The sequence below is a fragment of the Billgrantia lactosivorans genome, from assembly GCF_003254665.1.
In the GTDB taxonomy this organism is placed as follows: domain Bacteria; phylum Pseudomonadota; class Gammaproteobacteria; order Pseudomonadales; family Halomonadaceae; genus Halomonas; species Halomonas lactosivorans.
In genome coordinates this window covers 294589-306803 of the sequence record NZ_QHGY01000005.1, presented here as the reverse complement: position 1 = coordinate 306803, position 12215 = coordinate 294589, and the positions used below count along the sequence as shown (strand labels likewise).

Below are 12215 nucleotides of genomic sequence, written 5' to 3'. Positions count from 1 at the left end.
AATTCGATCCGCGACGACGTCGTCGAGCGGGTACTCAAGGCCGCCGAGAGCATGCAGCCGGGCGAGCCGCTGGACCCGCAGAGCTTCATGGGCGCCATCGTCGACGAGACCCAGCACCGCCGCATTCTCGACTACATCCGCCAGGGGGTGGAGGAGGGCGCGCGGCTGCGCAGCGGCGGCCAGGCGCTGGAGGGTCCGGGGCTGTTCATCCCGCCCACGGTGTTCGACGGCGTGACCCCGACCATGACCATCGGCCGCGAGGAGATCTTCGGCCCGGTGCTGGCGGTGTTCGGCTTCGACAGCGAGGAAGAGGCCGTGGCCATGGCCAACGACACGCCCTACGGCCTGGCCGCCGGGCTCTGGAGCCAGGACATCGACCGCATCCTGCGCGTGACACGGCGGCTGCAGTCGGGCCAGGTATTCGTCAACAACTGGGCCGGCGGCGACCAGACCATGCCCTTCGGCGGGGTCAAACAGTCGGGCAACGGGCGCGACAAGTCGCATCACAGCCTGGAGGAGTACTCCGAGCTCAAGAGCGTGTGGATGGCACTAGCCCCCTGAGCACTCGCCTTCAATACGATCGTCGACATGCCGGCTCCCTGCCACGGGAGCTGGCATTTTTGCGAGCGTCATACCGCCTGCTGGCGCGATACCAGGGCCACGTGGTCGAGGAACAGCCGAAACAGCTGCGACTGGCTGGAAACCTCCAGGCGCTGGTAGATGTGCTTGCGATGAACCTTGACCGTGCCGTCGCTGATGTCGAGTTCGCGGGCCGCCGATTTCGTCGAATGGCCGGCCAGCAGCAGACGTACGATCTCCTGCTCCCTTGCCGTCAGCACCGCGGCGCCGAAGCTGGCAAGCGCGGCTTCCACCGGTTCCTGCTCCGCGAGACGCTGCTGGAACTGACTTCCCTGCCATTTCCAGTACTCGGTCAGCAGGGCCTCGGCAATGGGCGATACGTAGCGCAACGCCTGCAGCGCGCGGCGGGTCAAGGGTGGCGACTTCGTCCCGAAGCCGAGCGACACGGCGATCACCACCTCCGCCTCGACCCGGCAGAAAATGCCGACTTCATCGACCAGACCCAAGGCACGATAGTAGTGGGCGTAGTACTCACTGGCTTCGAAGCGATCCGGGGCCAGCTCGCGCAGGCGATGGGCACCCTGGTCCAGGCCATTGCTTACTGCGGCGAAGAAGGGATCGAGCAGATAGGCCTGGCTCAGGTAGCGCTCGACGCCCTGCTCGTGGCGGTGTGGCGGGTAGTCGTCGTGGATCAGCAGCGGTTGCCGACGACCCCGATAGGCGTTGATCAGCACGGTTTCGTGACCCACCAGCTCGCGCAGGGATTGATCGAGCCTGGCGGGGAAGTCGGGAGTCGCCGCCGTGCGCAGCAGGCGAGCCAACTGCTGGTGCCAGGCATGGCTTTCGGAGCGGGCAAGGAAATCGAGCATGGGTAGGTGCGTCAGTAGAGCCTGGCTTTCACGATAGCATGACCCTGCGTTGACGCCTGGATGCCGTTCGTTGATGGCTGAGCGGACGAAGAAACGATGAACGATGCCAGGTTGGATGCGATGCAGGCCGTGACAAACTCGGCGGTATTGAGGAGACTTGCGAGCTATCCCTTTGCTGCAGCAGGAGAATGCCCTTGACCGATCTCACCACGCTGCTGGCCGCTCTTCCTCTGGGCTACGTCATGGCACTGACTGCGCTGCTGGCGTTTCTGCTCGCCTTCGGCCTGGCCGGCCTGCTTGCCGGGCGGCAGCGCGGCGTCGAGCGGGAGCGGCATGCGGACATTCACGCCGAGCTTCGCGAGCGGCTCACCGAGCGTGAGCAGCGCCTCGAGCAGCTTCAGCGCGAACTGGGCGAGGTGCAGGTACGAGAGGCGCGCCTGGCCACCACCCTGGAGCAGAAGCAGCAGCACTTCGAGGCGCAGCTGGCGCTGCTGCGCGATGGCCGCGACCAGCTGCGCCAGGAGTTCGAGAACCTGGCCAACGAGATTCTCGAACGCAAGGGGCGCGCCTTCTCCGAACTCTCCCAGCAGCGCATCAGCGGGCTGCTGCAGCCGATCCAGGCCGAGATGAAGGGCTTTCGCGAGAAGGTCGAGACGATCCACCGCCACGACACCGAGCAGCGCGCCGGGCTGCGCGCCGAGCTCAGGCACCTGCAGGCGCTCAATCGTGAGATCACCGACCAGGCCGAGCGCCTGACCCAGGCGCTGCAGGGGCAGAAGAAGGTGCAAGGCAACTGGGGCGAGCTGATGCTCGAGAACGTGCTCGAGGGCTCCGGCCTGCGCCCCGGCAAGGATTACCAGCGCGAGGTCAGCTTCGCCACGGCCGAGGGTCGCCGGCGCCCCGACGCGGTGGTCTACCTGCCCCAGGGGCGCCACCTGGTGATCGACGCCAAGACGTCGCTGGCCGCCTACGTGCGCTACGTCAACGCCGAGGACGAGCGTGAACGCGAGCTGGCCCTGGCGGCCCATGCCACGGCGGTGGGCGAGCGTATCAATGAGCTGGCCGACAAGCACTACTACGACCTGCCGGGGCTAAACTCGCCGGACGTGGTGATCATGTTCGTGCCGGTGGAGTCGGCCTACGTCGAGGCGCTCAAGTACGACGAGACCCTCTACCAGCGCGCCATCGAGCACAACGTGCTGGTGGCCACGCCGACCACGCTGCTGACAAGCCTCAACATCGTGCGCCAGCTGTGGCGCTTCGAGGACCAGAGCCGCCACAGCGCCGAGCTGGCCAATCGTGCCGAGCGGTTCTACAACAAGCTGCGCCTGTTCCTCGAGAGCATGCAGGAGGTGCAGGCGAAGCTCGACGGCGCCCGCGACAGCTACGACCGCGCCATGGGGCAACTGGTCAACGGTCGTGGCAACCTGATCAAGCAGGCCGCCGAGTTCCAGGAACTGGGAGTGGCGGTGAAGAAGGAACTGCCCGCCGAGCTGGTCGAGCGTGCCGGGCTGGAGCTCGAAACGGCGGCGTCGGCCAGGGGCACGAGGACGGATGGCGAGATGCCGTGAGGCGATACCGGCCGCCCGCAGGCGACCGGTTCGGGCTAGAAGCTGGCCCACTCGGGCTGGTGGCGCTCCCTCCCCGCCGGCTGCCACTGGGGGATGCCGGAACGTGAGGCCGCCGGCGTTGCTTCCGTCAGGGTAGCCACGCCCTCGGCTCGAGTACCGGATGGCAGCTGGAAGGCGGCCATGGCGGTCATCAGTTGCCGAGCATGCTGGCGCAGGTTGTCGGCGGCCGTGGCGCTCTCTCCCACCAGCGTGGCGTTCTGCTGCGTGACCCGATCCATCTCGGCCACGGCGGTGCCGGCTTCCTGCACGCCGGCGCTCTGCTCGACGCTGGCCTGGCTGATCTCCCGCATCAGCTGGCTGACCCGTGCGATCGCCTCGACGATCTGCTCGGTGGCCTGGCGCGCCTCGGCGGCCTTCATGTTACCGCTCTTCACGCGCTCCACGTTGCTGGTGATGAGCTCATTGATCTCGCTGGCGGCGTCAGCGCTCTTCTGGGCCAGCTTGCGCACTTCTGCGGCAACCACGGCGAAGCCACGCCCGTGCTCACCTGCCCGGGCCGCTTCCACCGAGGCATTGAGCGCCAGGATATTGGTCTGGAAGGCAATATCATCAATGGTCGAGATGATGCTGGCGATCTCTCCGGCACTCCTGTCGAGCTCGTTCATGGTAGCCGCCATCTGCTCTACCGCTACGCCACCCTGGCGTGCCGTGTGCGAAGCGCTTTCCGCTTCGCGGCTGGCCTGGCCGGCGTTCTCGGTATTCTGAACCACGGTGCCGTTAAGCTCCTCCATGGCCGAGGCGGTCTGCGTCAGGGCGCTGGCCTGCTGCTGGGTACGCGAGGCGAGATCGGTATTGCCTTCGGCGATCTGCTCGCTGTTGCTGGCCACTGCCTCGGCGGCGGCTCGTACCTGGGCGACGATTCCCTGTAGCTTGCGTGCCATGCCGACCTGGGCGGCCATGATGCTGTGTTCGTCGTTCTTGCGCACGCGGCCGGCCGTGGCCAGCTCTCCACGGCCGATCGCCTCGGCGAAGGCGCGCACCTCATGCGGCTCGGCGCCCAGCTCGCGCAGCAATTGGCGGGCGAGAAGATAGGCAATGCCGCCACCCAGGAGTATTGCCGCGAGACACAGGGCCAGCATCAGCATCTGGAATCCGGCGGCGGTATCGCGTGCCAGGGCGGAATCGGCGGCGCTTTCGGCCTCCTGATGGTCGATGAAGGCGTTGATGCTGTCGAGCCAGGCGAAGAAGGCCGGACCGGCGTCGCGCAGAAGGGTCTCTCTTGCGCCGTCCAGGTCGCCCTGGTCGCGGCGCTCCATCACCTGGCCGGCAAACTGCTGGGTGAGATCGGCCTGGCGCTCGATGGCGGTCAGCAGTTCGCGTTCGCGCGGCGTGATGCCGTCGCGCGTCACGTCGCTCATGCCGTCGGCGGCGAGGCGGTAGTCATCGGCCAGCGCCCGGTAGTCGCGCTCGAGCGCGGCAAGGTCCGCCGATGACTCGACGAGGGTCATGTCGCGCAGCAGGATCGCACGGTCGTGCACGCTGCCGCGCCAGTCGATGGCGTGGCGCTGCTTGGCGCCATTGACCTCGTTGATGGTGGTCAGGCTGCTATCGATGCGGTTGACCTGGACGATGCCGATGGCGGTGAGCAGGACGATCAGGACGAGCACGGCGGAGAATCCGCCGAGCAGGCGGCTGCGAATACCGAGCCGGGCGAGGCGGGTCGGGAAGAGCTTCATGGTTGTCGTTCCTTCTGCGTACGTGGAGGCGTGGCCTCGGGGAGTTCATTGTTGTACAGGAGGCACCATAAAACTTGTACATTAAATGTACAAATACTTTCAGCCTATACTGCCGATAGTCGCGTCGAAAGGGGCTCACTGCGCCATGCAGTGGTCACGCAAAAAGAAACCTGCCGCGTCGGGCAGGTGGTGAAACTTGTACAGAAGGGGGCGCGTGAAGGCGGCTAGAAGGTGCGCGCCGGCGTGCAGCAGCTCACCAGCCGGCAGGGGAGCCTGCCGGGATTGCGGAAGCGGTGGGGCACGTTGGTGTCGAAGTAGTAGGCTTCGCCGGGCCCGAGCAGGCGAGTCTCGGGGCCGATGGTGATCTCGATCTCGCCCTCGAGCACCACGCCGGCCTCCTCGCCCTGGTGGGCGATCATCTCGCGGCCGGTGTCGGCCCCGGGCGGGTAGGTCTCGATCATGAAGGCCAGCGCGCGGCTGGCGCGGTTGGCGCCGACCAGCTTGTAGATGACTTCACCGCTGCCGACGTCGGCCAGCTCGTCGGCGGAGTAGAAGACCTGGTCGCGGCTCTCCAGGTCCATGGTGAAGAAGTCGCCGACGCTGATGGGGATGGCATCGAGGATCTTCTTCAGCGAGCTGACCGACGGGCTGACCTTGCCCTGTTCGATCAATGACAGGCTGGAGTGGGTGACGCCGCAGCGCTTGGCCAGTTCGCGCTGGGAGATGCCGCGCAGGGTGCGCAGGGCGCGCAGACGTGTGCCTACGTCGTCCGACATGCCAGTTTCCTCGTCATGGGGAAGCGGCGCCATCGCTCAAGCGACGGCGCCTCGTGACCTAGCACAGCGCGTCGAGCTTCTGCTTCAGCAGCGCATTGACCTGCTGGGGGTTGGCGGTGCCGCGCGAGGCCTTCATCACCTGGCCGACGAAGTAGCCGATCATCTTGCCGCGCTTGTCCGGCTCGGCATCACGGTACTGGGCCACCTGGGCCGGACTGTCCGCGATGACCTGGTCGATCATCGCCTCGATCGCGCCGGTGTCGGTGACCTGCTTGAGGCCCTGGGCCTCGATGATGGCGTCGGCACTCGCGCCCTGGCCGTTCCACAGCGCCTGGAACACCTGCTTGGCGGCCTTGCCGTTGATGGTATCGTCGATGACCCGCGCCACCAGCTCACCGAGCTGGCGCGCCGAGACAGGGCTGTCGACGATGGCCAGGCCCTCGCGGTTCAGGGCCCCCGCGAGTTCGCCCTGCACCCAGTTGGCGGCCTGCTTGGCATCGCCGCAGACCTCCATGACCTCCTCGAAGTAGTCGGCCATCTCGCGGGTGGCGGAGAGCACGCTGGCGTCGTAGGCGGAGAGGCCCAGCGCGCGCTCGAAGCGGGCGCGCTTGTCGGCGGGCAGCTCCGGCAGGTTGTCGCGCAGGTGGTCGATATAGGCCTTGTCGAGCACCACCGGCAGCAGGTCGGGGCAGGGGAAGTAGCGGTAGTCGTTGGCTTCCTCCTTGGTGCGCATGCTGCGGGTCTCGTCGCGTTCGGGGTCGAACAGGCGGGTCTCCTGGACCACCACGCCGCCCTCCTCGAGCAGTTCGACCTGGCGATCGACCTCGTAGGCGATGGCACGCTCGACGAAGCGGAAGGAGTTGACGTTCTTGATCTCGGCACGGGTGCCGAAGGTTTCCTGTCCCTTGGGGCGCACGGAAACGTTGACGTCGCAGCGCATCGAGCCCTCGGCCATGTTGCCGTCGGAGATGCCGAGATAGGTGACGATGGAGTGGATCGCCTTGAGATAGGCGGCGGCCTCTTTCGCCGAGCGCATGTCGGGCTCGGAGACGATCTCGAGCAGCGGCGTGCCGGCGCGGTTGAGGTCGACGCCGGTCATGCCATGAAAGTCCTCGTGCAGCGACTTGCCGGCGTCCTCCTCGAGGTGCGCGTGGTGCACGCGGATCGGCTTGGTCGTGCCGTCCTCCAGGGTGATCTCGACCACACCGGCACCGACGATGGGCTGGTACATCTGGCTGGTCTGGTAGCCCTTGGGCAGGTCGGGGTAGAAGTAGTTCTTGCGATCGAAGACCGAAACCTCGGGGATCTCGGCATGGATCGCCAGGCCGAACTTGACCGCCATGGCCACGGCGGCCTCGTTGAGCACCGGCAGCACGCCGGGCAGGCCCAGGTCGACGGCGCAGGCCTGGGTGTTGGGCTCGGCGCCGAAGGCGGTGGAGGCGCCGGAGAAGATCTTGGAGCGGGTGGCGAGCTGGACGTGCACCTCCAGCCCGATCATGGTTTCCCATTGCATCAGGCGTTCTCCTCGGCGAAGGCGGGACGTTGGCGGTGCCAGTCGGTGCCCTGCTGGAACTGATGGGCGACGTTGAGCAGGCGCGCCTCGGTGAAGTGGCTGCCCAGGATCTGGAGACCCACCGGGCGCTGTCCGACGAAGCCGGCCGGCACGCTCATGCCGGGGATGCCGGCGAGGTTGATGGCGATGGTGTAGATGTCCTGCAGGTACATCGACACCGGGTCCTTGTTGGCGCCGAGATCGAAGGCCGGGGTGGGCGAGGCCGGTCCCATCAGCACGTCGACCTCCTCGAAGGCGTCGAGGAAGTCCTGGCGGATCAGCCGGCGTACCTGCTGCGCCTTCTTGTAGTAGGCGTCGAAGAAGCCCTCGGAGAGGGTATGGGTGCCGATCAGGATGCGGCGCTTGACCTCGTCGCCGAAGCCTTCGGCGCGGCTGCGCTTGTACAGGTCGATCAGGTCGGCCGGGTTGGCGCAGCGGTGGCCGAAACGTACGCCGTCGAAGCGCGACAGGTTCGACGATGCCTCGGCCGGGGCGATGACGTAGTAGGCCGGGATCGCGTAATGGGTGTGCGGCAGGCTGACCTCGCGCACGCTGGCGCCGAGCGATTCGAAGACGCGGATGGCGTCGCGCACCGCCGCTTCCACCTGCGGGTCGAGGCCGTCGCCGAAATACTCGCGGGGCAGGCCGATCTTGAGCCCGGCGAGGGGGGTGTCGAGCTCCTCGGTGTAGTCGGGCACGCCGCGCTGTACGCAGGTCGAATCACGCAGGTCGTGACCGGCCATGGCGTTGAGCAGCAGGGCGCAATCGGCTGCCGAGCGAGCCATGGGGCCGGCCTGGTCGAGGCTCGAGGCGTAGGCGATCATGCCGTAGCGCGACACGCGGCCATAGGTGGGCTTGAGCCCGGTGATGCCGCAGAAGGCGGCGGGCTGGCGGATCGAGCCGCCGGTATCGGTGCCGATGGCGGCCGGCACCAGGCCGGCGGCCACCGCCGCGGCGCTGCCGCCGGACGAGCCGCCCGGCACGGCAGCGAAATCCCACGGGTTCTTCACCGGGCCGTAGTGGCTGTTCTCGTTGGAGGAGCCCATGGCGAACTCGTCCATGTTGGTCTTGCCCAGGCTTACCGTGCCGGCGGCGGCCAGCTTCTCGACCACGCTGGCGTCGTAGGGGGCGATGAAGTTGTCGAGCATCCGCGAGCCGGCGGTGGTCCTCACGTCGCGGGTGCAGAAGATGTCCTTCAGCGCCAGAGGCAGGCCGGTGAGGGCGCCGGCCTTGCCCGCGGCGCGGGCGGCGTCGGCGGCCTCGGCGGCGGCCAGGGCCTGGTCGTAGGTGACGGTGATGAAGCTGTTGAGTGCACCGTCGAGCCGGTCGATGCGGCCCAGCAGGTGCTGGGTCAGTTCGCGGCTGGAGAACTCGCCGGCGTCGAGCGAACGTTTCAGTTCGGCAAGGGTCTTGTCATGCATGCGGCATGGCTCCATGAAGGCGTGCCGTTATAGAGAAGGCGGATCCTGCGGTGGCGGCCGGCCTGTGGTGCCCGGCCGGGGCTCATTCGACGACGCGGGGGACCAGGTAGAGGCCGTTTTCCACGGCCGGGGCGCAGCGCTGGAAGCGACTGCGCTGGTCGCTCTCGGTGACTTCGTCGGCGCGCAGGCGCTGGGTGACGTCGAGCGGGTGGGCCAGCGGCGCGACCCCTTCGGTGTCGAGAGCCTGAAGCATGTCGACCATCTCGAGAATGCGGCCTAGGTCATCCACGTAGCGGGCGGCTTCGTCGTCGGTCAGGCCGAGGCGGGCCAGGTGAGCGGCCCGCTGCACGTCTGCGTGTTCAAGCGCCATGAGCTGAGTGTCCTCGCACGGATGGAGTGTTATGCACAGCAGGAAAAGGTACCATATCCGACGCGTGGCGGGCACTCCTCTCGCGCTCCTGGCGGCACCATGTCGCTTGCTGCATGGGGGCCGCGATGATACCGTTTGCCTCCGCACTGCTCCCGGTCTGCACTAGGTAACGACGTCCATGTTCAAACGCTTGAGGGGGCTGTTCTCCAGCGATCTTTCCATCGATCTGGGTACGGCCAATACACTGATTTACGTGCGCGGTCGCGGTATCGTGCTCGATGAGCCGTCGGTAGTGGCCATCCGCCAGTCCGGCAACATGCGCAGCGTGGCCGCGGTCGGCGCCGACGCCAAGCGCATGCTGGGCCGCACGCCGGGCAATATCACCGCGATCCGGCCGATGAAGGACGGCGTGATCGCCGACTTCACCGTTACCGAGCAGATGCTGCAGCACTTCATCCGCAAGGTTCACCAGAGCACCTTCCTGACGCCGAGCCCGCGGGTGCTGGTCTGCGTCCCCTGCATGTCGACCCAGGTCGAGCGGCGGGCGATCAAGGAGTCCGCCGAGGGGGCCGGCGCCCGCGAGGTGTTCCTGATCGAGGAGCCCATGGCCGCCGCCATCGGTGCCGGCCTGCCGGTGGACGACGCCCAGGGCTCGATGGTGGTGGACATCGGTGGCGGCACCACCGAGATCGCCATCATCTCGCTCAACGGCGTGGTCTACTCGGAGTCGATCCGCGTCGGTGGCGACCGCTTCGACGAGGCCATTTCCGCCTACGTGCGGCGCCACTACGGCAGCCTGATCGGCGAGGCCACCGCCGAGCGCATCAAGGAGGAGATCGGCTGCGCCTATCCCGGCGGCGAACTGCGCGAGATCGACGTGCGCGGGCGCAACCTGGCGGAGGGCATCCCGCGCAGCTTCACGCTCAACTCCCACGAGATTCTCGACGCCCTGCAGGAGACGCTCTCGTCGATCGTGGCCGCGGTCAAGAGCGCACTGGAGCAGTCGCCACCCGAACTCGCTTCCGACATCGCCGAGCGCGGCCTGGTGCTGACCGGCGGCGGCGCCCTGCTGCGCGATCTCGACAAGCTGATCGCCGAGGAGACCGGGCTGCCGGTCATCGTCGCCGAGGATCCGCTGACCTGCGTGGCCCGCGGGGGGGGCAAGGCGCTGGAGATGATCGACCGTCACACCTTCGAGCTGCTCTCGAGCGACTGACGCTGGCGCCAGGGCGGATGGCCAGTAGGAATCGAGGTATGAACAGGCGCGGCGAGCCGATGCGCTGCGCACGGTGCGGGGGGGACGTCTATTAAACCGCTGTTCTCGCACGCTTCTGTGCCTGGCTACCGCATGCTGATCTGTGCGGTGGCCGCGTCCGTGTTGATGTTCGTCGATCACCGTTTCACCCGCATGGAAGAGGTGCGTGCGCAGCTCACCACCGTTGTGGCGCCGATCCAGTGGCTGGTCGCCGTGCCCAGCGACATCCTGGCCTGGGGCTCGCTGGCGCTGTCCGATCAGCGCGGCCTGGTGGAGGAGAACCGCCGCCTGCGCGAGCAGATCCTGCACCTGTCGCACCGGGTCCAGCACATGTCGAGCCTGACGGCGGAGAACGTGCGCCTGCGCGAGCTGCTCGGTGCCGCGCCGCGCCCGGAATCGAAGTACATCACCGCCGAACTGCTGTCCCTGGATGCCGACCCGTTCACCCACCAGATGGTGATCGACCGCGGGCGCCGCAACGGCGTCTACGTGGGGCAGCCGGTGCTGGACGCCTCGGGGCTGGTGGGGCAGGTGACCGCCGTGTCGGCCTATTCCAGCCGCGTGCTGATGGTGGCGGATGCCAGCCACGCGCTGCCGGTCCAGGTCAATCGCAACGGGCTGCGTTTCGTGCTCCAGGGCAGCGGCCAGTACGACTCCCTGCGGGTCGTCCACGTGCCCGACACGGCCGACATTCGCGAAGGCGACCTGCTGGTGACCTCCGGCCTGGCGGACCGTTTCCCGCCGGGCTATCCGGTGGCTCGGGTCACCGAGGTGGTGCACGATCCCGGCCAGCCCTTCGCCCGGGTGACGGCCGAGCCCGTGGCCCGCCTGCAGCGCTCGCGCCACTTCCTGTTGCTCTTCCCGCCCGAGCCTCCACCGGTCCCGGACGACGAGATGTGGGATCGCGAGCTGCCCGACGAGGCCGAGGTCGATGCCTCCCTGATTCCCGCCATGGAGGAGCCGGACTGATGCCGAGCGGACCGCGAACGCCCTTGGCCTGGGTGTGGCTCACGCTGCTTCTGGCACTGTGCCTGCAGGTCATGCCGCTGGCCGAGGGGTGGCAGATATGGCGCCCCGACTGGCTCGGCCTGATGCTGATCTACTGGTGCATGGCCAAGCCGGACCGGGTCGGGGTCTTCCACGGCTTCGTGCTCGGCATCCTGCTCGATCTCATCGAGGGCGCCCCGCTGGGCCAGAACGCCTTGACCCTTTCCCTGCTGGCGTTCCTCTCGGCGCTGGTCTATCCACGTTTTCGTACCTATTCCCTGGTGCAGCAGGCACTGCTGATCCTGGTGCTGCTGGGGCTGGTGCAGCTGGTCGAGCAGTGGCTGCGCACCCTGTTCGGTCCCTTCTCGATGCACCTCTCCTTCCTGCTGCCTTCGCTGATCGGCGCGGCGCTGTGGCCCTGGCTGGTGACCATGTTCCAGGCCCTGGAGCGGCGCCTGGCGAACAACGACTGAAGGGGAACTCCATGACCGAGGCGTCCTTGTCTGCCGTGCTATGCCTGGCGTCGGCCTCACCGCGACGGCGCGAGCTGCTGGCCAGCATTGGCGTGTCGGTCGAGGTGAGACCGGTCGACATCGACGAGACGCCATTGCCCGACGAGGGGCCCGAGGCCTACGTGTCGCGCCTGGCGCGCGAGAAGGCCACGGCGGGCAGGCGGCTCACGACGCTGCCGACACTGGGCTCGGATACCGCCGTGGTATGCGATGGCCGGATCCTCGGCAAGCCTGCCGACAGGGCCGAGGCCGCGGCCATGCTGCGCCTGCTCTCGGGGCGCGGCCACGAGGTGCTCACCGGGGTGGCCGTGACGGGGCCTGCCGGCGTGCTCGGGGCATGCGTGACCACGCGGGTCTTCATGCGCCGGATCGAGGAGAGCGAGGTGGCGGCCTACTGGGCCACCGGCGAGCCGGCCGACAAGGCGGGCGGCTATGCCATCCAGGGGCTGGCGGCGGTCTTCGTCGAGCGCATCGAGGGCAGCCACTCGGCGGTGGTCGGGCTGCCGCTGTTCGAGACGGCTCGGCTGCTGGTGCGACAGGGCGTGCCGCTATGGAATGGTGCTGTCTAGCCGCATCACTATGTCATA

12 protein-coding genes are annotated in these 12215 nt (G+C 67.6%); 6 read left to right on the top strand and 6 right to left on the bottom strand.

Going from position 1 to position 12215, the window contains the following annotated elements; translation table 11 throughout:
- A partial coding sequence (locus tag DIS04_RS13565) for an aldehyde dehydrogenase family protein (RefSeq protein ID WP_162623069.1) occupies positions 1-561 on the top strand: 561 nt, incomplete at its 5' end.
- Between the two features lie 68 nt (positions 562-629).
- Here the strand turns inward: DIS04_RS13565 and DIS04_RS13560 are convergent.
- Complete coding sequence (locus DIS04_RS13560) at positions 630-1448, bottom strand: helix-turn-helix transcriptional regulator (RefSeq protein ID WP_111414303.1); 819 nt, start codon at positions 1446-1448, stop codon at positions 630-632.
- Between the two features lie 194 nt (positions 1449-1642).
- Here DIS04_RS13560 and DIS04_RS13555 point away from each other — a divergent pair, with 194 nt between their 5' ends.
- A complete protein-coding gene (locus tag DIS04_RS13555; protein WP_111414302.1) occupies positions 1643-3019 on the top strand; it encodes a DNA recombination protein RmuC in 1377 nt (458 codons plus the stop codon).
- Between the two features lie 35 nt (positions 3020-3054).
- On the opposite strand, the gene DIS04_RS13550 is transcribed toward DIS04_RS13555, so the two are convergent.
- The 5 genes from DIS04_RS13550 to gatC all read right to left on the bottom strand — a co-directional run bounded on the left by DIS04_RS13550 (position 3055) and on the right by gatC (position 8874).
- A complete protein-coding gene (locus DIS04_RS13550; protein ID WP_111414301.1) occupies positions 3055-4755 on the bottom strand; it encodes a methyl-accepting chemotaxis protein in 1701 nt (566 codons plus the stop codon).
- A 224-nt stretch (positions 4756-4979) separates the two neighbouring features.
- A complete protein-coding gene (locus DIS04_RS13545) occupies positions 4980-5531 on the bottom strand; it encodes a cupin domain-containing protein (protein WP_111414300.1) in 552 nt (183 codons plus the stop codon).
- 58 nt (positions 5532-5589) lie between these two features.
- Entirely contained in the window at positions 5590-7044 is a 1455-nt protein-coding gene (gene gatB / locus DIS04_RS13540) for an Asp-tRNA(Asn)/Glu-tRNA(Gln) amidotransferase subunit GatB (RefSeq protein ID WP_111414299.1), read from the bottom strand.
- Positions 7044-8504 (bottom strand): Asp-tRNA(Asn)/Glu-tRNA(Gln) amidotransferase subunit GatA, encoded by a 1461-nt coding sequence (gene gatA, locus DIS04_RS13535; protein ID WP_111414298.1) that lies wholly within the window; start codon positions 8502-8504, stop codon positions 7044-7046. The genes gatB and gatA overlap by 1 nt, the downstream gene beginning before the upstream one ends.
- A gap of 82 nt (positions 8505-8586) precedes the next feature.
- Entirely contained in the window at positions 8587-8874 is a 288-nt protein-coding gene (gene gatC / locus DIS04_RS13530) for an Asp-tRNA(Asn)/Glu-tRNA(Gln) amidotransferase subunit GatC (RefSeq protein ID WP_111414297.1), read from the bottom strand.
- A 178-nt stretch (positions 8875-9052) separates the two neighbouring features.
- Between gatC and DIS04_RS13525 the strand changes: the two genes are divergently transcribed.
- The 4 genes from DIS04_RS13525 to DIS04_RS13510 all read left to right on the top strand — a co-directional run bounded on the left by DIS04_RS13525 (position 9053) and on the right by DIS04_RS13510 (position 12197).
- On the top strand, positions 9053-10090 hold the full coding sequence (locus DIS04_RS13525; protein ID WP_104201758.1) for a rod shape-determining protein: 1038 nt from the start codon (positions 9053-9055) through the stop codon (positions 10088-10090).
- Positions 10091-10222: 132 nt separating this feature from the next.
- The gene (mreC, locus tag DIS04_RS13520) at positions 10223-11098 is read left to right on the top strand and encodes a rod shape-determining protein MreC (RefSeq protein ID WP_111414296.1); all 876 of its coding nucleotides are present in this window, start codon (positions 10223-10225) and stop codon (positions 11096-11098) included.
- Entirely contained in the window at positions 11098-11589 is a 492-nt protein-coding gene (mreD, locus tag DIS04_RS13515) for a rod shape-determining protein MreD (RefSeq protein ID WP_111414295.1), read from the top strand. Before mreC ends, mreD begins: the two co-directional genes overlap by 1 nt.
- Positions 11590-11600: 11 nt before the next feature.
- Positions 11601-12197, top strand: a complete 597-nt coding sequence (locus DIS04_RS13510) for a Maf family protein (RefSeq protein ID WP_111414294.1) — start codon at positions 11601-11603, stop codon at positions 12195-12197.
- The last annotated feature ends 18 nt before the right edge of the window (positions 12198-12215 follow it).